The sequence below is a fragment of the Amycolatopsis coloradensis genome (assembly GCF_001953865.1).
GTDB lineage: Bacteria > Actinomycetota > Actinomycetes > Mycobacteriales > Pseudonocardiaceae > Amycolatopsis > Amycolatopsis coloradensis.
On record NZ_MQUQ01000018.1, the window covers coordinates 70,996 to 94,962 of the forward strand.

Here is a 23,967-nt window from a genome sequence, read left to right on the forward strand (position 1 = left end):
TGACCGCCTGTGCGCGCCGGTGGGAACCGGCGTCGCACAGGCGATCAGCTTCGTCAGGCGACCGGCTCGATCCAGATGTTGCGGAACCTCGGGTTCTCGCCCGGGTCACCGTGATTCTGGAGTCGGTCCGGCGGGCAAGCCCTGCCCCACGCGGCCGTGGGCCTGCCTGTTGTGTCCGTTGGCGGTGTTTTGCCCCCGCCACCTGCCGAACCTGTTGCGGCTCAAGGGGTTCTTCTCCCGACAGTGCCGCCGTCGGCCCACGACCACGTTCCTGGCCGTGTTCGGCCCCTACGCCCACGCCCTCGACACCACCACCGGCGGTGAGTTCGGCGGGTCGGCGAGCTGCTGCCGCTGCGGTTCGACACCAGCCGCCCAGAGGCCTGTTTCATGAGCCGGCGGTCAAGTGGCGATGAGCTTCGCGGCGTCAGGGGCGTAGACGGTCATCCAGTGCGGACGCAGCCGGTAGTAGAACACGTCCTTGTCCCACTCGGTGTGATCGCCGTAGAAGTCCTTGAAGTACGTGAGCAGGTCTGGCCAGTCCGCGGCCGGCTCGTCGTCCTCGGGGTTGAGGATCTCCACCGTGCCGTGCGTGAACACTCCCAGGTCCTCGCCGCGCATGTGCGCGACGCTGGCGGCGGGGCGGGCCGCGAGGTGGCGGGCCTTGGCGGCGCTGCGTGCTGTGCCGAAGTACCACTTGCCGTGGAGGAAGTGTCCGTCCACGCCGCTGATCCGCGGCTCGCCCTTCGCCGTCACGGTGGACAGGGCGAGGGTGCACATGCCGGTCAGGATCCGGGTGAGCTGCTCGGCGGTCGAAGTGCTCTCGGTGACGATCGAACGGAGGTGATCGGTGGAGCGGGAAAGGGAGGCGTCGAGCAGGGCCTGGAGCTCATTGAGTTCTTCGGGTGTTTCACGCACCAGCCCACGATAGCCACCGCTGGACCATCCTCGGCATCGCGCGACAACCGACCGCAAGTAGTCCTCTAGTTGCGGTAGTCAGACGTCTGACTACCGCAACTAGAGGACTACTTGCGGTCGGTAACGCGTTGGGGGGAAGGGCCGGGAGTGGCCGTCCGCGTCGTCTGCTCGGTTAGAGTGCGGTCAGAGCGAGGGAGGGCGATGACGACGGGATCGGGTGAGTCCCGGCTGCGGTCGGCCGTTCTCGCGCGGGCGTGGGAGCACATCCCCGGGGTGGAGGTCCTGTCGTCGGCGGACGGCGGCCCGCTGACCCGGACGATCAAGAAGATCATCGACCCGCTGGTGATCCGCACCGCGGCGCGTTCCCGGCTCGGACGTCCGGTGCTGGACCCGATCGCGGCGACGGAGCTGACGGAACTGCTCCTGGCCGACGCGGACCGGTTGAGCGCGACGGCCGCGTGGTTCACCCACCTGAAACGGCAGCGCCGTGCCCTGCGCATCACGGCGGGCAACGTCCAGGACGTGTGCTTCCCGCTGGCGTACGAGCTGGCGACGGGTTTCGGCACGCCGGGTCCGGGAGCGCCGGAGACGGCCGCGGCGGCGTTGCGCGACCTGCACGGTGAGGGCGGCGCGGCCGGCGTCGATCAGCTCACCGGGTATCTCGCGGATCCCCGGCTGTCGGCCGATCTGACCGCGGAGCTGCATCGCCGCTGGCACGCCGAGTCCGCCGCACCACAGGACATCACCGCGCTCCGAGCGTTCGTCGAGGGTCTTTCCGACACCGCCTGGCGGGCTCTCGCCGATTCGGCCACCGGGCACGCACTCGGGCTCGCGCTGCGAAGGCCGGGTGGGGCGCGAGCCTTGCGCCAGGCCGTCCAAGAGATCTCCGGGCTGCCGGTTCCGGACCTCGGCCTGCAACGCGGCGACCGCACCGCTGTCCCGCCACTGAGCCGGCGCGACGAAACCGGCGCCGAACTCCTCGAACGCAGTGTCGAGCGCCGGGTCCGCGCGACCCTGCGCCGCCTTCCACCGGACGAGCGCGCTCCCGTCGCCGAACTCGTCGACGACGAACTCGCCCGCGTCGCCGCCGGGTTCGGGCTAGGCCTGCCCACCTTGGCCGCCTGCTTCGCGCTCGGTGTCGTTCTCGCGCCCGCGTTGCGTCCGCTCGACGGCGCGGCGCCCGCGGGCGTCCCCGAATTCGCGCGGCGGCTCAACGCCCAGGTCGCGCGAGAGGGTTACGTGCTGCACGCCCGCCGAGCCCTTGCCGGTGCCACGCCGCTCACCCCGCGGCCCGACGCCGACCTTCTGCGCGATCTGCGTGAGTTCGCGAAGCAGTTCCTCAGCAGGCTGTGGGTCCGGCTGCACGGTTTCGACGTCCGCGGCGACCTGCCGGCCGACGCGGCCGACGTGCGTGACCTCGTCACCGGCGTGGTCCGGTCGACGTCGCTGGATCTGCGGACGAAAGTGCGCCGCGCGCTCGTGGCCCGCCTGCCGGATCTGGAGGCCGTGTCGTGACGCATCCGGTGCACACCCCCGTCGTCGCGGCGGACGGCGGCCTCTTCCGGTTCGCCCTCGCCGAGCTGCTCACCGGCCGGGCGTCCTCGATGCGGCTCGAACTCACCGACGCCGAGGCCGCCGAACCGTGGCTGACGCGGCTCGTGGGCGCGGAAACCAGCCTCGCCGTGCTCGGTCATGGCCAGGCGGACCTCCCCATCAGGCCGGAACTGGGCAGGCTCGCCTTGCTGCTGTGGCTGCGCCGCTGGTGGCCTGCGAGTCCGTCGCTCGGTGTTCCTTCGCTCGACCCCGCGTTGCTCGACCTCGAAACGGCTGCCGCGACGGCCGCGGTCGAGGACATCGCCGAAGGCCTTCTCGACGGTTTCGAAGCGTCTCCCGGCGAACTGTTCGACACCGCGATCGCGGACGGCGCCCTCCTGGCCGCCGCGCCGCCGGTCGCCGACGAGGTCCGAGACCTGTGCGCCCGTCTCGCGGCCTGGTTCGACGGCCAGGACGACGTCGTGCGCGCCGAGGCCGCGGTGGAAATGCCGGCACGCCTGGAAACCGCGGTACCGGGCCAACGCGCGTACGCGCTGGCAGCGGGCACCGATCCCGTCGCGCCCGGCGAAGGCGTGCTCGCGGGTGGACGCGCGAGCGTGGACTGGGCACGGGTGCCGCCGGGGATTCTGGACGCCGCCGAAGAGACGGTGACCTGGCGGATCGTCACGGCCGCGGCCACCACCCGGCTCGAAGTCGACGTCGCGGGGGCGTTCGCCGACGCGACGCTCTCCGCGGTCGCGACCCACGACGGCGTGCCGTTCGCGGAGGTGTCCTTGGCGCTCGGCGCCGGGCGGTTCACCGGGGCGGCGGAACTGGACGAAGCCGCGTCCCGTCTCGCGGCGAGTATCCACAGTGTCCACAATGGACGCATCGGGCTTGTCGTCGGCGTGGCCGCCGAGGGCGTGACCGGCACCACGGCGGAAGACCGGGCGGAAGTGGTCATGCTCGTGCGGGCCCGGCCGCCGCAAGACCGGACACTCGCCGAACGGGCGGCGGCCGCTTCCACCGCAGAGGAGTTCTGACGTGCTCGTCGGCATGCCGCCGCCCCAGACGCCGCCGGACCGCCCGCTCCCGCCCGAACTGAGTCCCGCGACCTCGCACGGCTACAACTGCCGTTGTGTCGCAAGGCATTTCGGTCTCGACCCGGCTCCGTACGGCGAAGTGCCCGCGTGCTCGCTGTCCGAGAACAAGTACCGCAAGCTGCTCATGGAGGCCGCCAAGGTCCAGGACCAGGCCAAGCGGCTCGCCGCGCTGCGGAACGTCGACGGCGCGCACCGGAAGTACGCGCGGATGCGGGAGATCGCGCGGAAACTCGACCGGACCGACCTCGACCTCGCCGCGGTCAGCGATTTGGCCCACGTCTGCTACTCCGCGGGCGATCTGCGCAACGCGAGGCAATGCGCCGAGGCCGTACTCCAGGTCTTCAAGGTGAGCACCGCCGCCATCGTCCACTTCGGACAGTACGCCGAGGTGCGGATGATCGAAGGCTCCCGGGAGGTCGCCGAGCGCGTGCTCATCTCACTGGCCACGGAGGAAGGTGACGTCGCCGAAGCGCGTGAACTGATCGCCGGGCAGCGCCGCCGGGCCGCGTTCCGCAAGGAAGCGGGGCCGGAACAGTATCCGCCCGAGCTGCTCGACGTCCACGGTTCCGACGAGATGGAACTGCGGATCTTCGACGTGCGCGTCCAGATCGCGGCCGGAGATCTGGCGGGTGCGCGGGCCGCGCTCGAGGAGATCATGGCGGCGCTGGAGGCCATGGCCGAGATCGACGAGGTCCGCGAGCGGGCCATCCAGCAGCAGGCCATGGCCAGGGCCGAGCGGGCCCGGATCCGCCACGCGGGTGGTGAGGACGCGGACGCGCGAGCCGACCTGTTGAGGCTGAGCGCTCAGCACGCGGGCGCCCCGGTGGCCGCGAAGGCCGACATCGGGCTGGCGGAGGCCAGGGCGCTGGCGGGTGACTTCCCCGGCGCGGTCGCCGTGATCGTCGCCGCCCGCGACGAACTCGCGGCGGCCGGTCTGACCGGCGACGTCGCGGAGGCGAGCCACGCGCTGGGCTGCCTTTTACTGATGGCGGGTGAGGTGGGGCAGGCTCGCGACCAGTTCGAGCACGCGAAAACGATCAGGACGGCCAACGGTGACGTTCCGGGCCTGCGGCTCGTCGACACGGCACTGGCCCGCTGTGCCGCGGCTGAAGGCGACTGGGCGACGGCGGACGACTACGCGACCCGCGCCAGGGAATCGGCGCGGGCGTCGGGGGACTGGTCGGACTACCTGCACACGGATTTCGTGGCGGCCACGATCGGGTTCGCCCGCGGGGAAGACCTGCGGGCATTGCTGGATCTGGTGCTCCCGCTGACGCTCGCGGCGGCGGAGTACCGGTTCGAGTTCAGCTCGCCACCGGCGCGCACGGCCTGGGCGCGGGAGATCGCGGCTCCGACGATGGGGCTGGCACTGGCGCTGCTGGCCCAGCTGAAGGAACCGAGGCTGGCGGCCGAACTGATCGAGCGCACCTGCGCGGTCGGTGCGTACACGGGAGTGGAGGGGCCGTCGCTCGACCTGACCGGGACACTGCCGAGCCTCGAAGTGCTCCCGTCCACTGAGGACGATCGGCTTCCTTTGGCGGCGCTGGGTTCCGTCACCTCCTCGCTGCCGCTCAGACTCGCCCCGCCACCCGCCCTGCGCTGGTCGCCGTCCTCGCCGATGGAGCTGGATCGGTGGCACCGCCTCGCCACCGAGCGGTATCGCCTGACGCGGCTCGCCGCCGAAACCGTCGAGACCTGGCCCGCCGCCCAGCCCGGACGTGAGACCTTCCTCCTGCGGTTCGCCGACGCCGGGCACACCTTCCTCACCTGGCGGACCACCGAGGATCTCGACACCGTCCACACCCATCCCCTCGACTTCGCCTTGGTCGGAACGGCTCGCCAGTACCTGGACGCCGCTTCCCCGACCCCGCACGAAAGCGAGAGCGTCGCCGACGCCGTCCGGCGCTCACTGAGCGAAGACGCGTTCGGCAGCCTCGCCGGTGAACAACGCCTGGCCCGCGTTCTGGCCCTCAATCTCCTGCCCGCCGACCTGGTCGAACGGCTCCGGAGTGCCGCCGCCGGAGGAAACCGGCCGCTCCTGCGTGTCCAGCCGTCGCCGAGTCTCGCCGGGGTCCCGTGGGGCCTGCTGGCCCTGCCCGACCGGCGGGCCGATCACGTGCTCGACAGCAAGATCGGCACCTGCTTCGACAGCGACGAGCGCGTCCTCGACATCGCCGACGTCTCGCTGCTCGCCCCGGCCGGGATCCCGCGTCGTCCGCCGGCCGCCGACGGCCCGCCCGTCTACCTGCTCGATCCGCGGATCCCCGGGCAAAGCGCGTTCGGCGACCTGGGGTCCGTGCTCGGCAAGCAGGACGCGACGTCACCTCTCATCCGGCATCTGGACGCGCGACTGGCAGGCGGCCCGGTCCTGCCCGCCGCCGCCCGCGGGCTCGATCTGGTCCGCCGCACCGACACCGACCGGCGCCTGCTCACGTCGCTGTTGTCCGAGCCGTGTTCGCGGCTGGTGTTCGTGGGACATGTCAGCCGCGTCCGTGATGAGTACGGCGCGCAGACCGCGCTGCACCTGTCCTGTTCGGCCGATCTCCCCGGCACGGCGGAGCCGATCGGCTCGCACCGGCCGTACACCGCCGCCGACCTCGCACTGTCCGAAGTGGACACCATGCCCGCGAGGGTGGCCCTGATCGGCTGCGCCAGCGCGAGCGATTACGGCCTGGCGGAACCGTTCGGGGTGCTGCTCGCCGCCGTCGCGGCCGGAGCCGGACTGGTCGCCGCGACCGTCTGGGCGTTGCCGACGTCGGCCGCCGTGCCCGATGCGGACCCGATGGCCGAACTGGTCATCGCCGTCGACACCGCGCTCGCCGGTGAGGACCCGGTCTCCGAGCTGAACGCCTGGCAGCGGTCGAGGCTCGCGCGCTGGCGCGAGAACCCCGAACCGGCCGCGTCGCCGGTCTTCTGGGCGCCCCTGACCTGCCTCGACGCGACCGACGACGGGAAAACCTGGGTTCGGTAGCAGCCGCCCTCGCCGAAGCTGTGTTCATCGAGAACGGCACAGCGAAAGGCGGGACCCGATGTTCAAGAAGATCCGCGACAAGATCAACGACGCGACGCAGCAGGGCATGGCGCGCGGCGCGCAGGACTTCCAGCGCCACGCCGAGCAGTTCCGGCAGGCCGCCGCCGCGCAGGGGCACGACATCACCCCGCAGCTGCCGACGCCGCAGCTGGCCGCGCAGGCGTTCCGGAACATGAACGCCGACCCGGACATGGCCGCGTTCCTGGCGCTGCCGATGGAGGAGCAGCTGCGCCAGCAGCAGGAACTCCAGGCCTACGGCACCGAACTGCGGCGGCTCTACGACACCTGCGAGCCCGCCACCCTGGTGATCCGCGGCCTGGAGCCGACAGGCCGGAAGATCGCCGGACAGGCGCAGTACACCGCGACGCTCGAGGTCACCCGCACCGACGGCACCACCTACCGGACGGTGGCCCAGCTGATCACGCCGCTGGCGACGATCCAGCAGTACGCGCCCGGTACCCGGCACGAAGCCCGCGTCGACCCCGCCGACCCGGCGAAGGTCGCCGTGTTCGGGCCGATCGGCTAGCGCCGGTCGGCGGAGCTGAGAGGTTCGGGGAAGTGACCATTCGCGTGAACCCGCGCGGCCGAAGGTCCCGCTGTCGCGGTGGCAGGGCGCCCTATCCGCTCCGTAGCGTGTTTTGCCAAGCCGCGCCCTGCCGACGTCGATCGCGGTCGCGGGTTCACCAACCAAACAGACAGGCGGCGGTGATGTTCGGGTCCTTCGAGTTCGGCCTGCCGGAAGACCCCCGGCGGGCTCGCCGTTCCGGCCTGCGCCTGTGGCTGCTCGGCGTGCCCACGACGCTCGCCTGGGCGGTCGTGGGCTGGTCGGGCGCCCTCGGGCTGCTGGACGGCTTCCGGCTGATGTCGCTGAACCGCGTCGACGCGTGGGGGACCGACGCGGGCCCGGCGGTCTCGCTCGTCCTGTTCTTCAGCATCTCGATCACGGTGGCGTCTTCGCTCGGGTTCGCGATGCTGTGGGGCGGCGGGATGTCGCTGCGGGGGATGGGCGTCGGCTTCCGGGCGAGCAGCCTCGCCGCGTCCCTCGGTGTGGCGCTGGGAAGCGGTTTCGCGATCCCGTCGTGGACGCCGCCCGAGTCGGTGGGGCAGCGGCTGGCGGTCAGCGGCGGCGCGGCCGAGCCGTGGACCGACGTCGACTGGATCGTCTACTACGAACCGTATCTCGTGCCGGGGGTGGCCGGGGTGACGGCGCTGGTCATGGTCATGGTGCTGGGGCGGGCTTTCGTCACCAGGGCGGAGGCGGACGACCGCGCGCAGGCGCTGGCCCGGACCGGCCGTCAGGTGACCGGGCACGTGATCGGCGTCGAGTTCGCGAACGTCTGGGTGATGGGGAATCCGAGGTTCACCGTGCGGGTCCGGTTCCCCACGGAAACCGGGGAGCGGACGGTGACCACGACGATGATGACGCCACCGATGCGGGCTCCGTCCCGAGGTTCGACGGTGAAGGTCACCTACGACCCGCACGACCCCGACACGGTCCAGGTCGATCCGGACCCGGCGGACCGGGCCGCGGGCGGGAACCTCGGTGCCTTCCTGCCCCCGCTGTTCTGACCGCCCTCTACACTCCCGCGGATGGACGAACAGACGGCAGAGGTGTCCACCTCTCAAGCGGTCCGCAAAGCGATGATCCGGCTGGTCCCGTTCCTCGGGCTGCTTTATCTGCTCAACTATCTCGACCGGGTCAACGTCGGGTTCGCGGCGCTCACCATGAACGCCGACCTCGGCATCTCCTCGGCCGCCTACGGGCTCGGCGCCGGCCTGTTCTTCGTCGGGTACTTCTTCTTCGAGGTGCCCAGCAACGTCATCCTGCACAAGGTCGGCGCCCGGGTCTGGATCGCGCGGATCATGGTCACCTGGGGAATCGTCGCCTCGGCCACCGCGTTCATCCAGGGTGAGGTCAGCTTCTACATCGTCCGGGTGCTGCTCGGTATCGCCGAGGCCGGGTTCTTCCCCGGCATCATCCTGTACCTGACCTATTGGTTCCCGCGTAAGCAGCGAGCCAAGATCGTCGCGCTGTTCTTCCTCGCAGTGCCGCTCTCGTCGGTGATCGGCAGCCCGGTTTCCGCCCTGCTCATCCAGAACGGCGAAGGCGTCCTCGGCTTCGACGCGGGCTGGCGCTTCATGTTCTTCGCCGAAGGAGTGCCGTCGATCCTGCTCGGCGTGGCCGTGTTCTTCCTGCTGCCGAACCGGCCGAAGGACGCGAAATGGCTGACTCCGGTGCAGCGCACGTCGTTGCAGTCGGCCATCGACGCGGAGGACACCCGCGAGGTCGGCAAGGAGGTGAGCACGCGATCGGCGCTGACCGATCCGCGTGTGCTCGCCCTGAGCGCCGTCTACTTCGGAATCATCTTCGGCCTCTACGTGCTCGCGTTCTTCCTCCCGCAGGTGATCAAGGGCTTCCAGCAGCAGTTCCAGACCACGTACAGCGTCGTGGAGATCGGGCTCATCACGGCGATCCCCTACGCCGTGGCCGCCGTGGCCATGGTGCTGTGGGCACGCCATTCCGACCGCACCGGCGAACGGGCGGGGCACGTGGCCATCGCCGCGTTCGTCGGCGCGGTGTCGATCGCCGTCGCGCTGTACCTGGGTTCGCCACTGCTGGTGATGATCGCGGTGACCCTCTGTGCGGTCGGCGTGTTCACCGCGATCCCGGTGTTCTGGCAGCTTCCCAACGCGTTCCTCACCGGCGTCGGCGCCGCCGCCGGGATCGGCCTGATCAACTCGTTCGGCAACCTGTCGGGCTTCGTCGGCCCCTATCTCACCGGCTGGCTACAGGGTTTGACCGGCAGCTTCCGTGCCGGGATGTGGGCCGTCGCGTTCTTCATGGCGATGGCGGGCTTCATCGCGTTGTCCTTCCGCCGCAAGGAACAGAACGCGATCAAGTGAGGTGGTCGAAGTCGCCGCGGACCCACCGGATGTGGGTCTCGGCGCTTCGGCGCACGACAGCGCGCGCGTCACGGTCGATGGTGTCGCCGCCGAGGGTGTAGAGCCGGTCGTAGGAGAAGTCGTCGAGCCGGTCGACGATGCGGCGCACCACGGCGGCGGACATCGGGATGTGCTTGGGAAAGTTCCGCTGGAACGACACCCAGTTCGGCGCGAGCCCGCCGGTGATCGTGTCCCCGGCCAGGATGCTGCCGTCCGGCGTGCGGGCCACGGCGCTGCCGCGCATGTGCCCGCCGAGGCGGACGAGTTCGAGGCCGGGCAAGGGTTCGGCCCGCTCGTCCCAGAACTCGAACGCCGGGTCGGGCGCGGGCAGCCACTCGCGGTTGCGTTCGTTGACCAGCACCGGGACCCCGCCGAGTGCGCGGCTCCAGCCGAGCTGGGCGCCGAACATGTGCGGATGGCTGGTGGCGATCGCGGTGACGTCTCCGAAGCCGCGGACGAGGTCGAGCACTTCGGTGTCCAACCAGGACGGCGGGTCCCAGAGCAGAGCGCCCGCCGGGGTCACCGCGATGAACGACCAATGCCCGATGGCGAAATGCGGGTCCCGCTTGATGCTGTGCAGGCCGCGGCCGTGATCACGGTGCGAGGTCTTGTGCGGCGCGGAGATCAGTTCCTCGTGCGTCCACCAGCGTCCGGTGTGCGCGCCGAGGTCACCGGCTTCCTCGATGCCGACCTCGCCGCGGTCGAGGACGCACCGGGGCGGCTCCGGGGTGGCGGGATGTTCGATCCCGCACCTGTCGCAAATCCACATGATCGACAGGGTGCAACCTCCAGCGCGCTGGAGGTCAAGACGCGTCTTCCCCCGGCTCGGCGAGCAGGGGGAAGACGGGCGATCAGCTGACGGTCGTCTTGCCGAGGACGGCGTCCTGGTCGGGCGGGTCGAGGGTGAGCTGGACGTCGAACTCGCCGAGCGAGCTGTCGGTGACGATGTGCGAGGTCGCCGCGGGGTCCACGCTGCTGGTCGCCTCACCGGCGGGGGTCCCCGCCGGGATGGTGAAGTCGACCTGGCCCGACGCGGTGAACTTCAACGGTCCTTCGGCGGGCACCTCGGTGTCCGGGATGGGCAGCTCGATCGGGATCGACACCTTCTGCTCGCCGAGCGCGACGTTGACCTTCGAGCTGATCGTGCCGGAGAGCTTCTTGGCGCCGACCAGCCGGAGCCCGTCGCCCGCGGCCTGCCCGGAATCGACGTCGAGGGTGAACGGCACCGAAATCGGCGTTCCGGCCTGGGCGGTCGCCGGGATTTCCGCCTTGACGACCACGGCCACCTGCTGGTCGCCGATGAGGGGGAAGCCGCCCTTGTACGTGAGATTCTTTTCGACGGCGGCCGCGGTTCCCGCCGCGGTGAGCATCACGGTTCCGGCGACCGCGGCCGCGATCCCGGCCGCGCAGAACCGGCGAACACCCTTTCGCACGAGGGTTTCCGTCATGTCAGGTCCTTTCGTCGTTGACTGGGCTCGACGCCGAATCTAGGTGGAAAGTCACCAACGAGGAAAGGGAAAGATCGCGTGCGTTTTCTTTACACGCCGATCTTGTCACGCGTATGCGGAATGGTTTGATCGTGAATTGTCATGCGAAAGCGGAAAGGGGAAATGCGGTGGAGTTCCTTGTCACCCCGGTGACAGGTGCTCCGGCCCTGGGGTGACCGGCTATCGTCATGATCGTGACCGACCGACCCGAGCCGTGGCACCTCCGGACCCGCAAGTTCCTGCGGGCGACGGATCAGCGTGGCGAACTGGTGCGTGGCGCGCGGTTGCTCCGCAAGCTCGTCCCGGGGGACGACGCGCCCGGCGATCCGCTGGCTCCGTCGACAGGTCGCTCGTCCGACCGGCTCGCCCGCCTGCTCGCGGAGGCGGGCGCGGACCGGCCCAGCGCCACCCGTGAGCTGGGGCTGGCGGCGGTCCAGGCCTGGCAGGCCGCCACCCGCCGCTCCGGCACGCGGCCGCGGGCCACGACCGGGATCACGGTGCTGTTCACCGACCTCGTCGGCTTCTCGACCTGGGCGCTGCACGCGGGCGACGACCGCGTCCTCGAACTGCTCCGCGCGGTCGCCGACGTCACCGAGTCGATCGTCACCGGGCACCGGGGGAGCGTCGTCAAGGGGCTCGGTGACGGTGTGATGGCCGTGTTCGCCGACCCGGGCGAAGCCGTGAACGCCGCCTACGAGACGTGCTCCGCCGTGAGCGTGATCAAGGCGGAGGGCTATCTGCCGCACCTGCGGGCGGGCCTGCATCGGGGCAACCCGCAGCGGGTCGGCGACGACTACCTCGGCGTCGACGTGAACATCGCCGCCCGGATCATGGCGGCCGCGGACGGCGACGAGGTGCTGGCCAGCGGAAGTGTCGTGGAAGAACTCGACGCGGACGCCGTCATCGTGCGCCCGCGCCGGAACTTCCGTGCCAAGGGGACCCCGAAGGATCTCCAGGTCTACCGCGTCGTACCTCGCTATTCGGCTACTTAGGCATGTCCGACGGCTGCGAATCCAGCCCCGCGCGGGGCTTCGACCAGCCGCCGCGCGTGAAGTCCGGCACCGCGACCGGTCTACCGCCGCGAGCCAGCGAGACCACGCTCAGTGGCACGGGGGAGCACCAGGCCGCCGAGTCGTAGACGTCGATGTCCGGCACCAGCCCGGCGCGCATCTGCTGCACGATCCGCCACTGCAGCACGTAGTCCATGCCGCCGTGCCCGCCGAGGTTCGGGTCGTCCTTGAGCTTCTTCCACAGCCAGTGGTCGTGGCGTTCGCGGTACGGCCCGAAGTCCTTCCACGCGTGCCCGCTGTGATCGGGCTCGACGTAGATACGCGCGGGGTAGTCCTCCACAATGCCGCGGCTGCCCGCGAGACTGTTGATGCGGCTGTACGGACGCGGCGAGCTGACGTCGTGCTCGGCGCGGATGATCCGCCCCTGCTCGGTCTCGATCAAGCAGCTGACCAGGTCGCCGTTGATGTAGGTCTCTTTCCACGACGGGTGACCCGGCGGCATGTGCCGCTTCCGGTAGTCGGCGAGCCCCTTCGGCTCGGTCGCCGTGGCGCGCAGCGTGGCGAACCGGTCGCCGCGGTTGACGTCCATGCAGGCGGCGATCGGGGCGAGACCGTGCATCGGGTAGAAGCTCGCGGTGCTGCGGGTGTGCCACTTGCGGCGCCACGCGTCGGTGTAATACGTGTCGGAGAACAGCAGTTCGCGCAGGTCGTGCAGGTAGCCGCCGTGACCGTTGGTGACCTCGCCGAAGACGCCTTCGTGCGCCATCTTGAGGATGGCGAGTTCGTTGCGGCCGTAGCTGCAGTTCTCGGCGAGGAACAGGTGCTTGCGAGTCTGCTCGCTGGTGTTGACGAGGTCCCACAGTTGGTCGAGCTCGGTGGCGATCGGCAGTTCGACCCCGACGTGCTTGCCGGACAGCAGAGCGGCCTTGCTTTGGGAGTAGTGGAACTCCCACGGCGTCGCGATGTAGACGAGGTCGATGTCGGTGCGGGAGAGCATCTTCTTGAAGGCGTCGGCGGATCCGCCGTACTCGGCCGGGCGCGGTCGTCCGTCGGCGGCGAGTTTGTCCGCGGCGGCCTTCGCGCGCTCGGCACGGATGTCGCAGACCGCGGTGACCACGGCGCCGGGGACGGCGCTCCACCCGCCGATCATGGACATGCCGCGGTTGCCGAGTCCGATGAGCCCGATCCGGACGGTCTGGTGCCGCTCGAACGGCACCCCGATCATGCTGCGCTGACCAGGGCGGCGAGGTGAACTTTCCGCTCCGGTGGTCTCTGCGGCGTCGGCGCTCACCGGGATCGCGGCGAGCGCCCCGGCGGCCAGCGCGCCACCGAACAGGGTCCGCCGGGAAACAGAGGGCAGGTCGGCCATGAAGAACACTCCTTCGTGTCGCCTTCGATGCCCAAACTGTGTCCAACCGCCGCCAGATATGTCAAGAGATGCGTCAAAGAGCGCAGTAAACTGCACCAATGTGCAGTTTGACTGTGCGGAATCGGATGTTTCGCGCAACCCGGGTGCGCGCACACACCCGGGTCACCCGTCCGCTCAGCGGTGGATCAGCACCTGGTCGATCGACTTGCGCACAAGGTTCGGCACCACGCAGTCGTCCGCCGGATAGCCGACCGGGATGACGGCGAACGCCTTCTCGTTCCGCGGCCGCTCGAGTAGCTCGCCGAGGAACCGCATCGGCGACGGCGTATGCGTCAACGCGGCCAGCCCGGACAGATGCAACGCCGTGAGCAGCATGCCGACCGCGATGCCGACCGACTCGTCGACGTAGTAGTGCTTGTGCTTGGTGCCGTCCTCGTCGAGGAAGTAGCGCTGCTGGAAGACCACGATGAGGTACGGGGCGTCGGTGAGGTGGGTCTTCACGGCGTCGGTGCCCAGCGGACGCAACGCGGACAGCCACTCCTCGCCGAGCCTGCCCTCGTAGGAGACGCGTTCCTCCTCTTCGGCGGCCTCGCGGATACGCTGTTTGGTCGCGGGGTCCTTGATCAGGGCGAAGGTCCACGGCTGCTGATGCGCGCCACTGGGCGCGGTGGCGGCCACCGCGATGGCGTCCACCAGCACCTGCTCGGGCACCGGGTCGGTCGAGAACATCCGCACGGTGCGGCGGGTGTCCATGCGGCGGCGCAGATCGGCGGCGGTGGCCAGCGATTCTTCCTCGGACAGGCGAGCGGGCCGGTAGGGCACCGGCTCGAAGGGGTCGCCGTAGGTCGGGGTCCACTGTGCTGCGGTCATGATCCCGATTGTGGCCCACCGGAAGCCCCGCCGACAGGTTATGCCCTTGGCGTTATGCCGCCATCTGTCCCCAGTGGACGGACGCCGGGCAGCCCAATCCTGGGCTCGTTCCGATACCTAGAGGGCCCCTTAGCGGTCGCCGCGGCGAAGAGATAGGTACCTACTGCACGACTTTCGTCGGTGTCCGGTTTCTCTTGCCGCGTCCCAGAATCAGCACACCCGTCCCTCTCGCGCGGCTGAACCCCGGGCCGCAGAAATGAGCCGGAACCATGCGACTGCGCTCCTTCGCCCTGATCGCCGGCACCGCCTTCGCGGCGCTGCTCGGCGTGACCGCCCCCGTGGCGTCCGCCGCGGAACCGTCCTCCGACGTCCAGCCGATGATCATCGGCGGCCAGAACGCGTCGAGCGGCCCGTGGGCGGCCAGACTCTTCGCCAACGGCCGTCAAACCTGTACCTCGACGATCATCGCGCCGGAGTACATCCTGACCGCGAAACACTGTGTGGCCAGCGGCGGCACGTTCACCTTCCGGATCGGCAGCCTCGACCAGCAGAGCGGTGGCACCATGGCCACCGGCTCGACCGTGACCCGGCACGCGAGCGCCGACCTCGCGATCGTGCGTCTCACCGCGCCGGTGTCCGCCACGTATTCGCCGCTGGGCACCACCGCCAACGTCTCCGTCGGCCAGACCGTGCAGGTCTACGGCTGGGGCGCGACCAGCCAGTGCGGCTCGGAGATCAACTGCCAGTCGCGCTACCTGAAGGTCGCCAACGTCTCGGTCACGTCGGTCTCCTGCCGTGACTACAACGGTGGCATCGCGGTGTGCGCGCGCCGCGGCGACGGCATCACCGCCGGCGGGGACTCGGGCGGCCCGATGTTCGCCTCCGGCCGCCAGGTCGGGGTCGCGTCGACCAGCGACCGGCAGACGACCACGGCGTACACGAACATCACGCGGTACCGGCCCTGGATTCAGCAGATCGCCGGCGTCTGACGCCTGGGATACAGCGGAGCCCTTCTCGGTGGTTGCCGGGGAGGGCTCCGTGTCGTCCGGCTCAGAGTGCCATGACTACTCCGCGCGCCTCATGCGCGAGCCAGTTCGACAAGCCGGTCCGCCAGTCTGTAGCCCATCGCGGTCAGGGTCAGGATCGGATTCGCGACACCGATGCTCGGAAAGGCGGCACCGTCCCCGACGAAGAGATTGCTCGCACCAAGCAGCCGTGAGTCGGCGTCCGCGGCGCTTTCGTTCTCGCTGAGCGCTATGCGCAACGTTCCGGCCTCGTGATAGCTGGCGCCGCGAGGAAGCAGAAGCGGCCGAGACGACCACTTGCCGCCAAGACTGGATGCGACCTCGTGCAACACGTCGAGCATCGTCTTCGTGCGCTCTTCGTCAGGTGATGAGGCTTTCAGTATGGTCGACGCCATCGGTGTCCCGTGCCTGTCGACGCGCCCGGGTGCGATTTCCACTCGGTTGTCCCAGTTCGGATCCATCGCCGCGGAGCCGGTCAGGCGAAGAATCTGACTTCGGTCGGCAGGTCGCCGTATGGAGCGGATCTCGATCTGGAAGCGATCCTTGAGGGCCGCGCTCAGCGGTGGGATGAAAATGTTGATTGGACCCAGGTTGAGCTCGGGGCTCTTCGAGACGTCCAGGTATCCCCTGCAGTATATGTGTTCCGCCAAGTAGTGCCCGATGGCGGACTGGTTCGACTTGACGAAATCAAGTTCGGAGTTCAGAACCAGTCTCGCCGACTCCACGGGGCTGGCTGCGACGATGAAAGTGTCTCCATGGATGTCGAACGATTCGGCGTCGGGCCTGCTCGACGACGCACATCGCGCGCGCGAGATACGGGCAGGATTCACCTTGCTGGTCAGCAGTCGCACCACGGTGGTGTCGGCTATCAGCGAAACGCGAGGAGTCCGTGACAGGGCGTCCCTTGTCATGAGCGTACGTATGCGCTCGACCGAACTCCGATGTGGGAACCCCAGATTCGGTCCCCCTTGGACCACGGAGGTCGAGGCGGACGGAGGATGTCTTGCGTGAAACCGTGCCAGGTGCAGGAAAGCGTAGTCTTGGGAGGTTCCCACGCATCGAATGGGGCCGAGCAGACGATTCTCGGCTTCGGTGAAGTAGGGTAGCAGGTCGGCTTCTGTGAAGCGCCATTCTCCATTGTCCCACAGGGAGAAATCGGTTTCGTAGAACCGATGGAGTTGGCTGCCTCCGACGATTCCGCGGCCGCCGACGGCAGGGAGTAGTGCGCCTCCGTCCCGCAGATCGCCGTCCCAAGGACAATGCAGATGATCGGAGAGGAACTTGTCGCGATCCTGGATCGTTCCTCCTGAATCGTAGAAATGTCGATCCAAAAGGAACGGTCCTTGTTCGATGATGGCGATCGATACGGAAGGGTGTGCCTCGTACAGTCGTTCGGCAATGGCGGCGCCCGCTGGTCCCGAACCGATCACAACCACGTTGTAGTGTCGCAAGTTTCCCCGATATTCGCGTGAATCCCGATCAGGCCGACTACTTTCTGACAATCGGACTCCGACTTGTGCCCCGGTTCAATCGGCCATGGTCGCGGTGTGTAGATCTTCGAAGCAGTCGTCCATCAGTGTCAGCAAGTCTTCGTCTGTCAATCCATGGTGGATGGGTAAGGCGCGGACCTGCAACGCGCCCGCTTCCGCTCTCGGGCAAGAACCAGGTGCATAGCTTAGGTGACGCGGCAGTTGCACTCCGAACGGAGTACGTCGGCACTCGTTCATGTGCTGGAATACCTGCTCCAGGTAGGAGACGCCCAAGAACGTACCTCGACCGGGTGGCACCCTGATCGGATATCTCCAATAAGATACGGTGCAGCCGGGGAACTCGGGTGGAAGCCCGAGTTCGAGAGTCGGGTGGTCTCGCAGTTTTTCGTTGATCGTGTCGACGAGCTCGACCCTTCGCCGGTTGAACTCGTCGATGCGCCCCAGTTGGGTCATGGCGATTGCTGCCTGCAGTTCGCTGATGCGGTGGTTGTGGCCGAAAACAAGATGTCCGCGTGCGCCGTCCGGCTGTTTGCCGGAAGGCGGGGGTACACCGAAGCGAAAGCTCGGTATGCCGGCATTCGAATAGAGAACGGCTCGCGCGTAGCCGTCGGCATTGTTTGTGGCGAAAATACCACCTTCGCCGCAGGTTATGTGTTTGGACTGCTGAAAACTGTAGCAGCATGCGTCACCGAAGCTGCCGACGAGTTGTCCGTCGATAGTGGTGCCGAAGGCCTGTGCGCAGTCTTCGACCACCTTCAGGTCGAACTTGCCTGCCAAGTCCATCAGCCTTGCCATCGGGGCGGGCATGCCCCATAAGTGGACCACGACCACCGCTCGGGTTCTGTCGCTGAGGGAAGGCTCGATCAGCTCGGGGTCGATGAGTAAGGTTTCCGGAATCACGTCGACGAATACCGGAATGCACCCTGCGGCGAGAATGGAGAGCGGCACGAACGCGGGGGAGATCGCCGGGCAGAGAACCTCGTCGCCAGGCTCGAGCCCCAAGCTGGCGATAGCCGCTTCGTTCGCGGAAGTCCCGGAGTTGACGCCGTGGGAATAGGCGAGTCCGGTCCATTCGCAGAAAACATCTTCCAGTTCGTCCGCCGCGCCGCCGTCCTTGCCTTCCTCTTGACTCCCCCAGTCGGCGCCGTTGCCTCGCCAAAGCTGCCCTGATGTCAGCACCTTCGAGATGGCGGCTCGTTCTGCCCGACCGAACAGCGAATGTGGCATGAGGTCCATCGAAGTCCCGCTCCTGTGGTCGTCGGCGTTCGCCACCCGTGTAGGCAATGCGGTACGTGCCAGGAGCACCGTCGCAGGTGATCGCCTGCCGAGGCAACCTCTGTGGCCACCGGTTGCGTATTCGATATCGCCATTCGGCACGGGCCATTCGCTTCGGTGAATGAGCCGGTCCGGACGGCTTCATCGTGTACGCCCATGTGGCGGTATCGGCCTTCGTCCAGGTCGACGATCACCTTGGGGGAGACGGGCTATGCATTCGAGGTCGTCGCGGCCCGTGGCGGCGCGTCGGATCGAGGAGTCACGAATGGGTGGCCAGCACCAAGTGACCTGCGGTTCTTCGGGTCATGGCGCCAATCCGATCTGCACCGTGCGATGCTTGTCACGTGAAGGACACGGAGTCGCGGAGAGAGCGCGACGGCGAGGTTGGAAGGAACCGCGATCGAGGCAGGCCGGCGTCGCAGCGGTGTGGACCGTTGGGGCAAATGGCGGAGCCCACGATGTGGGAGCGAGACCAAAGAGGCTGACGGTGTACTTCATGCCCTGTCGAGCGTGTGTGGTTTCCTGGCCGACGAACTTACGAACACCATGAGTGGCGGGAGAAACCATGGCATCCGCGGGGTACTTCATCAGCTACTCGTCGGTCGATGGTGAAGAATTCGCACTGAGGCTGGCGGATACGTTGGAAGCTGGTCCTCCGTCCTACCCGGCGTGGCTGGACCGGCGCGCCTTGAGGCCGGGTGAGGACTGGGATGAGCAGATAGCCGAAGCGCTGCGGCTGTGTCGCGGACTCCTTTTCGTCATGACCAAAGACAGCGTCAAAGCCGAGTCGGTGTGCAAGCAGGAGTGGAGCCGGGCGCTGACCCACAAGAAGCCGATCTTGCCGTTGCGTTTCGATGTCGACGCCGAGATGCCGTTCCGGCTCGGCAGTCGCCAGTACATCGATTTCGCGGACTTCGCGTCCGGGCTCGCACGACTTCGGCAGCATCTTGCCTGGATGCGTACTCCTCAGGGAGTTCTCTCGGAACTCGAGGTGCAGCTCCTGGATGCCAGACGTGAGCTTCCGCGAGTCCCGGCCGGTAGGCGTCCGGTCATCGAGGCCGCTATACGGGATATCAGTGAGAAAATAAAAAAACAGCGACTTGCCCTCGAAATCGATGACCCGAATTCGCAAGTATTGCACGATTTTTCATCCGATTTAGGAGCATCTTCTCAAAGAATGTCCGACTTGCTGACTGGTCCAGAATCAAGAAATCTGTCGTCTGGTGCCACGAGCGAACACGGCAGAGGCGCTGGCCATGGGTTTTCCACAGTGCAGCTCGAAAGCCTGAACCTGCCGAATCGTGTCGGCATCGAGGCGTACCAGCTGGGTGCCGAGCTCGTGGCAGGCTCGATTGTTCTGGACTCCGCGATCTGTGATTACGACGGGTTGGCTCTCGATAATGTGAAGGTCGAGCACGCCGGTGTCGCCGACGGTAATGTCTTGCATCCGGAGTTCGTTCTCGACGAGAAGCGGAAGAGTCCGGAGCCGAAGCCGAATCGCCCTAAAGTGCATCTGGTGGATTGGAACGCGCCGATTATAGACCAGGGCGACATTTTGACTCTCGACGTGATCAGAACCGATTATTGGCTGTCGGAAGCGACGCAGCGATCGATTCCGCGAATTCAGCAGGAAGTTCGCGGTGGAAATATCGATTTGCTGCGGATGGCACGACGTCTCGACGTGCACCTCGTGGTCATCGCCGAAGGCGACGGCACGATGATCCTCACCCGTCGCGGGCGGCATGTCGCCACGGAGCCGGGAACGTGGATGGTCTCCGTCGGCGAGAGCATGGATTGGGAGCAGGACCTGACCTCCGCCGGGGTGCCGCATCCGGCGGCGACCGCGCGCCGCTGCCTGTCCGAACGAGACGAGCTCAATCTCCCTTCCGAGCTGCTGGGATCAGCGCGGCTGCAGTTGATCGCCATTGCCACGGAGTGGTCCGAGATGCTCGTGAACCTCGTGGTCAAGGTGAAGATACCGAATCTGACCGCAAAGGATGTCGGCCTTCATTTCAGGCGAGGGGAAAATGTTCAGGTGGACAGTGTTCCCTTCACCTCGGATTCCTGTGTCGACCTACTTCGTGCCGGTTCGTTTTCCGGGTCGATCGGCGGTGGAGTGACGACGCCGGTCAACGACATCTCACTGGTCGCGCTGCTCGCCGTCGCGAGGTCGGAATTCTCTCTGTCGGAAATCACGGCAAGGGTATAGGGGAATGACGCCGTGCGTGTTCGTGTGTGCCGGTCCGCGGTGGGTGAGGGCTGGTGCCTGAACTCGTCCGGGACCTGAGATGCTGGCTACCGTGACGGAGGAGAAGCCACCACCACGACGGGTGTTCGTCAGCCACACCTCTGAGCTGCGGCGGTTGCCCGCCGAGCGCTCGTTCGTCGAAGCCGCGGAGTCGGCGATTCACCGCGCCGGTGACACCCCGATCGACATGGCGTACTTCTCCGCACAGGACGCCAAGCCGGCGGACGTGTGCCGGAAGACGGTGGCAGATGCCGACGTCTACCTGCTGATCGCGGGGTTCTGCTACGGCACGCCGGTACGTGATCGTCCTGAACTCTCGTACACCGAACTCGAGTTCGAAGCGGCTACCGCGGCGGGACTGCCGAGGCTGGTGTTTCTTCTCGGTGCCGACACTGTCGGCACCGCCGAACTTCTCTCGGACACTCGCTTCGGATCGCGTCAACAGGGATTTCGGGCACGGCTGCACGACGTCGGTGTCACCACGACCATCGTGTCGTCGCCGGACCAGTTGGAAACCGCCGTGTTGCAGGCGCTGACCGCGCTCTCCCCGCGGAGAGCGGAGACCTCTTCCGCCGGGCGGGTCTGGGGCGTTCCGGCGCGTTCCGTCCAGTTCACCGGCCGCGACGACCTCCTGGCCGAACTGAGGACCGCGCTCGGCACCGACCGCCGGGCCGTGGTCCAGGCTGTGCACGGCATGGGCGGAGTCGGCAAGACGACAGCCGCGCTGGAGTACGCGCATCGATACGGCGACGACTACGACGTGGCGTGGTGGATCCCCGCGGAGCCCGCACTGATCCTGGAGCGGCTCGCGGAACTGGCGCGGGCGCTCGGGGTGGCCACGGCCGACGATCAGCCGGACGTCGCGCTGGCTCGGCTGCTGGGCACGCTGCGGCTGCGAAAGCGATGGCTGCTGATCTTCGACAACGCCGAGAACCCGGCGGCGGTCAACAAGTTCCTCCCGAGCGGGCCTGGCCACGTCATCATCACCTCCCGGAACCCGGACTGGGCCGGTATGGGGCGCCCGCTGGCGATCGGTGACTTCACCAGGCCCGAATCGATCGAAGTACTCCGTGCGCAGGCACCCCATCTGAGTGAGACGGACGCGGACCGGATCGCCACGGAACTCGGCGACCTGCCGTTGGCGATCGACCAGGCCGCCGCCCTGCTGTCGGAGACCGGCTGGACGGCGCCGTCCTACCTGGCGTTGTTGAAGGACAGGGCCGATCAGATCCTGGCCCACGGCGAGCCAGCGGCCGGCTACCGGGTGTCCCTGGCAGGCTCCTGGGCCTTGGCGTTCGATGAACTCGCGACCGACAACCTCGCGGCGCTGCAGATGCTGACGATGACCAGCTGGCTGGCTCCCGAACCCGTTCCGTTCACCCTCTTCACCGAGCACCCGGACCACCTTCCGCACGCGCTGGCCGAGGCTGTCAGGGACCCGTTGGCGTTCGCCACGGTCACCGCCACGTTGCGCCGCCACGCCCTGGCCCGGATCACCCCGCGGACGGTGCAGCTCCACCGTGTTCCCGCCGTCTTGCTGCGGACTCGCACCTGCGACGATGAATCGACTACCGGAGACGGCTGGGTGGCAGGCGTTGCGCGCCTGCTCGCGGAGGCCGCACCGGAAGCTCCGGGGGCCAACCCGTCGGTGTGGCCGGCATGGCGGCAGCTCTTGCCGCATGTTCTCGCGGTGACCGAACTGGCCCGTTCGACCGGTGTCGCGGTCGAGGAATCGTTTTCCCTGCTCGAGGGCGCCGCCGCTTACCTGCGGGCTCGAGGCGAACCTCGGCCTGCCAAACGGCTCTACGAAGAGGTCTATCGCCATCGCCGTGCCGAGTCAGGCCCGAACGCCCCCATCACTCTCGCCGCGGCCGGGAATCTCGCGCTCACGCTCTGGGACGTGGGTGAGTTCGAGCGAGCGCGCGGACTCAACGAGGACACTCTCGACCGCTACCGGCGGGTACTCGGTGACGATCACCCCGACACGCTCATCTCGGCCGGTAATCTGGCCGTGAGCCTTTGGAGTCTCGGTGAGTTCGAGCGAGCGCGCGGACTCAACGAGGACACTCTCGACCACTACCGGCGCCTTCTCGGTGACGATCACCCGGACACTTTGGCCTCGGCAGTGAATCTCGCGCTCGTGCTGTGGAGCGTCGGCCAGCGGGAGCGGGCGTGCGAGCTCAATGCGGACACCCTCGGTCGCTGTCGGCGGGTACTCGGCGACGATCACCCCCACACTCTCACCACGGCGGCGAACCTCGCCCTCGACTTGCTGCGCTTGGGCGAGTTCGTGCAGGCACACGAACTCAATGAAGACACTCTTCGCCGCCGAAAGGCCGTGCTCGGCGACAGTCACCCTGACACCCTCACCTCGGCCGCCATGCTCGAAGACAACCTTCGGGCACTCCAAGCGGAGCAATAGTCAAGACTTGTGGATGCGGTGTGGTGGTTACCCGGGCGGCCGGGGGTAGCGCATCGTGATCTTGATGTCGTTGTCGCCGTGTCGTGCTGTTTCCCGCAGGCCGAGTCGCCGGTAGAGGGCGTATGCGCGGTGGTTGACCGCTAGGACGTGCAGGACCAAGTCCTGGCGTAGCTGGTCGGCCTCGCTCAGCAGCGCGGTGATGAGGTGGGTGCCGATGCCGCGCCCTTGATGGTCGGGATGGATCTCGATGCGGGCAAGGTAGATCTCGGTGGCGCGGTACTCGACGTTGAGCATGCCGATATCAGCGCCGTCGGCGGTGATGATCTGCCACTGGTCCGGATCGAACCCGCGGGTGTGATAGTCCCGCTGGGCGTGCTCGTCCCACCCCCAGACCGCGGTGACGTAGTCGCCCATGGCGGCCTTGTGCAGCTCGAAGCAGAACTCGCTGTCGGCGGGCATGGCCGGCCGCAGGCCGATGACGCTCACGCGGCGTCCTGCTCGGGGCGTTCGACCAAGACGCCGTCGCGGAAAAGGGCACCGGCACGGACGAGTGCGACCAAGTGGGGTGCGTCGACCACGCGCCGGCGGGCCTGAGCGGACTCGATGAGCTTGAAGGCCATGGCCAGGCCGGCTGCTCGCGACCCGGGGCCTTTGGTGACCTCGGTCCGGTGCCGAACGGTGGCGAAAATCGACTCGATCGGGTCGGTGGTGCGCAGATGGTCCCTGTGCTCGGCCGGATGGTCGTAGGACGCGAGTAGTTCGTCGGCGCGCGCACCGATCATCGCCAATAGGCACAGTTCTTCGAGGCGGATTTTGACGTGGACGCCGTCTGCCCACGGATACACGTAGTCCACATCGGACAGATCACGCTCGGCGAACAGCCGCTGCCCGGTCAGTTTCGTGATCATCGCCGCTGACAAGCCCTTGGCCGAGCCGAGGAACTGCTCCAACGCGGGCACGAAGTCCCCACTCGACAGGCCGTGCAGATAGCCGTTACACACCATCAACCTGCGACTGCGCTCGTCGGTGAACTGGGCGTCGTAGTGCAAGGCTTCAGCCGGCATTCGCCATCGACGAACCGGCCACTGGACGGCCATCGTCAGCAGCAGGATCAGGGACCACGGTGAGCATCGGGTCGAACCTTCCCAGCCGAGGCCGCAACGCCGGTCTTGATCGAAACCTTCACCGGATCACCAGGGAAGGTACGCCCCTGCCCGGCCAATCCACAGGTCTCGATCATTGCTCC

The 23,967-nt window shown here is 67.8% G+C and carries 18 protein-coding genes and 1 pseudogene; 10 read left to right on the plus strand and 9 right to left on the minus strand.

What is annotated here, in order from left to right:
• Nucleotides 1-399: 399 nt before the first annotated feature.
• On the minus strand, nt 400-915 hold the full coding sequence (locus BS329_RS30995; RefSeq protein ID WP_076165142.1) for a pyridoxamine 5'-phosphate oxidase family protein: 516 nt from the start codon (nt 913-915) through the stop codon (nt 400-402).
• Between the two features lie 201 nt (nt 916-1,116).
• Between BS329_RS30995 and BS329_RS31000 the strand changes: the two genes are divergently transcribed.
• The 6 genes from BS329_RS31000 to BS329_RS31025 all read left to right on the plus strand — a co-directional run bounded on the left by BS329_RS31000 (nt 1,117) and on the right by BS329_RS31025 (nt 9,486).
• Complete coding sequence (locus BS329_RS31000) at nt 1,117-2,430, plus strand: hypothetical protein (RefSeq protein WP_076165143.1); 1,314 nt, start codon at nt 1,117-1,119, stop codon at nt 2,428-2,430.
• The gene (locus BS329_RS31005) at nt 2,427-3,491 is read left to right on the plus strand and encodes a hypothetical protein (protein WP_076165145.1); all 1,065 of its coding nucleotides are present in this window, start codon (nt 2,427-2,429) and stop codon (nt 3,489-3,491) included. Before BS329_RS31000 ends, BS329_RS31005 begins: the two co-directional genes overlap by 4 nt.
• 1 nt (nt 3,492) lies before the next feature.
• The gene (locus tag BS329_RS31010) at nt 3,493-6,522 is read left to right on the plus strand and encodes a hypothetical protein (protein WP_076165146.1); all 3,030 of its coding nucleotides are present in this window, start codon (nt 3,493-3,495) and stop codon (nt 6,520-6,522) included.
• A 58-nt stretch (nt 6,523-6,580) separates the two neighbouring features.
• On the plus strand, nt 6,581-7,108 hold the full coding sequence (locus tag BS329_RS31015) for a hypothetical protein (protein WP_076165149.1): 528 nt from the start codon (nt 6,581-6,583) through the stop codon (nt 7,106-7,108).
• A 182-nt stretch (nt 7,109-7,290) separates the two neighbouring features.
• Nucleotides 7,291-8,151 carry a DUF3592 domain-containing protein gene (locus BS329_RS31020; RefSeq protein ID WP_076165151.1) on the plus strand — a complete coding sequence of 287 codons (861 nt, stop codon included), beginning with the start codon at nt 7,291-7,293 and terminating at the stop codon, nt 8,149-8,151.
• Nucleotides 8,152-8,172: 21 nt separating this feature from the next.
• Nucleotides 8,173-9,486 (plus strand): MFS transporter, encoded by a 1,314-nt coding sequence (locus BS329_RS31025; RefSeq protein ID WP_076165153.1) that lies wholly within the window; start codon nt 8,173-8,175, stop codon nt 9,484-9,486.
• Here the strand turns inward: BS329_RS31025 and BS329_RS31030 are convergent.
• Nucleotides 9,479-10,294: an MBL fold metallo-hydrolase gene (locus tag BS329_RS31030; protein ID WP_244197361.1), complete on the minus strand. Its 816-nt coding sequence runs from the start codon at nt 10,292-10,294 to the stop codon at nt 9,479-9,481. The genes BS329_RS31025 and BS329_RS31030 overlap by 8 nt on opposite strands.
• A gap of 82 nt (nt 10,295-10,376) precedes the next feature.
• Nucleotides 10,377-10,973 (minus strand): DUF6801 domain-containing protein, encoded by a 597-nt coding sequence (locus tag BS329_RS31035; RefSeq protein WP_076165156.1) that lies wholly within the window; start codon nt 10,971-10,973, stop codon nt 10,377-10,379.
• 227 nt (nt 10,974-11,200) lie between these two features.
• Here BS329_RS31035 and BS329_RS31040 point away from each other — a divergent pair, with 227 nt between their 5' ends.
• A complete protein-coding gene (locus BS329_RS31040) occupies nt 11,201-12,004 on the plus strand; it encodes an adenylate/guanylate cyclase domain-containing protein (protein ID WP_076165158.1) in 804 nt (267 codons plus the stop codon).
• Here BS329_RS31040 and BS329_RS31045 read toward each other — a convergent pair.
• Nucleotides 11,997-13,391, minus strand: a complete 1,395-nt coding sequence (locus BS329_RS31045) for a Gfo/Idh/MocA family protein (RefSeq protein ID WP_076165397.1) — start codon at nt 13,389-13,391, stop codon at nt 11,997-11,999. The genes BS329_RS31040 and BS329_RS31045 overlap by 8 nt on opposite strands.
• A gap of 174 nt (nt 13,392-13,565) precedes the next feature.
• Complete coding sequence (locus tag BS329_RS31050) at nt 13,566-14,261, minus strand: nitroreductase family protein (RefSeq protein WP_076165161.1); 696 nt, start codon at nt 14,259-14,261, stop codon at nt 13,566-13,568.
• Between the two features lie 269 nt (nt 14,262-14,530).
• On the opposite strand from BS329_RS31050, the gene BS329_RS31055 reads away from it, so the two are divergent.
• Nucleotides 14,531-15,250: a S1 family peptidase gene (locus BS329_RS31055; protein ID WP_076165163.1), complete on the plus strand. Its 720-nt coding sequence runs from the start codon at nt 14,531-14,533 to the stop codon at nt 15,248-15,250.
• 89 nt (nt 15,251-15,339) lie between these two features.
• On the opposite strand, the gene BS329_RS42065 is transcribed toward BS329_RS31055, so the two are convergent.
• Complete coding sequence (locus BS329_RS42065; RefSeq protein ID WP_143253284.1) at nt 15,340-16,737, minus strand: GMC oxidoreductase; 1,398 nt, start codon at nt 16,735-16,737, stop codon at nt 15,340-15,342.
• A 75-nt stretch (nt 16,738-16,812) separates the two neighbouring features.
• Entirely contained in the window at nt 16,813-18,048 is a 1,236-nt protein-coding gene (locus tag BS329_RS31065; protein ID WP_076165167.1) for a DegT/DnrJ/EryC1/StrS family aminotransferase, read from the minus strand.
• 553 nt (nt 18,049-18,601) lie between these two features.
• Between BS329_RS31065 and BS329_RS31070 the strand changes: the two genes are divergently transcribed.
• Complete coding sequence (locus tag BS329_RS31070; RefSeq protein ID WP_143253285.1) at nt 18,602-20,260, plus strand: toll/interleukin-1 receptor domain-containing protein; 1,659 nt, start codon at nt 18,602-18,604, stop codon at nt 20,258-20,260.
• Nucleotides 20,261-20,351: 91 nt separating this feature from the next.
• Nucleotides 20,352-22,721 (plus strand): FxSxx-COOH system tetratricopeptide repeat protein, encoded by a 2,370-nt coding sequence (gene fxsT / locus BS329_RS31075; protein ID WP_143253286.1) that lies wholly within the window; start codon nt 20,352-20,354, stop codon nt 22,719-22,721.
• Nucleotides 22,722-22,748: 27 nt separating this feature from the next.
• On the opposite strand, the gene BS329_RS31080 is transcribed toward fxsT, so the two are convergent.
• Both BS329_RS31080 and BS329_RS31085 read right to left on the minus strand, forming a co-directional pair.
• Nucleotides 22,749-23,207: a GNAT family N-acetyltransferase gene (locus BS329_RS31080; RefSeq protein WP_076165173.1), complete on the minus strand. Its 459-nt coding sequence runs from the start codon at nt 23,205-23,207 to the stop codon at nt 22,749-22,751.
• Nucleotides 23,204-23,710: pseudogene (locus BS329_RS31085) on the minus strand (IS256 family transposase); the annotation flags it as partial. The pseudogene BS329_RS31085 and the gene BS329_RS31080, both read right to left, overlap by 4 nt.
• Between the last annotated feature and the right edge of the window lie 257 nt (nt 23,711-23,967).

What these genes read in the sequence shown, in the direction of transcription:
- BS329_RS31000 (WP_076165143.1), top strand. Translation starts at nt 1,117, where the DNA reads ATGACGACGGGATCGGGTGAGTCCCGGCTGCGGTCGGCCGTTCTCGCG.
- BS329_RS31015 (WP_076165149.1), top strand. Translation starts at nt 6,581, where the DNA reads ATGTTCAAGAAGATCCGCGACAAGATCAACGACGCGACGCAGCAGGGC.
- BS329_RS31020 (WP_076165151.1), top strand. Translation starts at nt 7,291, where the DNA reads ATGTTCGGGTCCTTCGAGTTCGGCCTGCCGGAAGACCCCCGGCGGGCT.
- BS329_RS31025 (WP_076165153.1), top strand. Translation starts at nt 8,173, where the DNA reads ATGGACGAACAGACGGCAGAGGTGTCCACCTCTCAAGCGGTCCGCAAA.
- BS329_RS31030 (WP_244197361.1), bottom strand. Translation starts at nt 10,294, where the DNA reads ATGTGGATTTGCGACAGGTGCGGGATCGAACATCCCGCCACCCCGGAG.
- BS329_RS31035 (WP_076165156.1), bottom strand. Translation starts at nt 10,973, where the DNA reads ATGACGGAAACCCTCGTGCGAAAGGGTGTTCGCCGGTTCTGCGCGGCC.
- BS329_RS31040 (WP_076165158.1), top strand. Translation starts at nt 11,201, where the DNA reads ATGATCGTGACCGACCGACCCGAGCCGTGGCACCTCCGGACCCGCAAG.
- BS329_RS31045 (WP_076165397.1), bottom strand. Translation starts at nt 13,391, where the DNA reads ATGGCCGACCTGCCCTCTGTTTCCCGGCGGACCCTGTTCGGTGGCGCG.
- BS329_RS31050 (WP_076165161.1), bottom strand. Translation starts at nt 14,261, where the DNA reads ATGACCGCAGCACAGTGGACCCCGACCTACGGCGACCCCTTCGAGCCG.
- BS329_RS31055 (WP_076165163.1), top strand. Translation starts at nt 14,531, where the DNA reads ATGCGACTGCGCTCCTTCGCCCTGATCGCCGGCACCGCCTTCGCGGCG.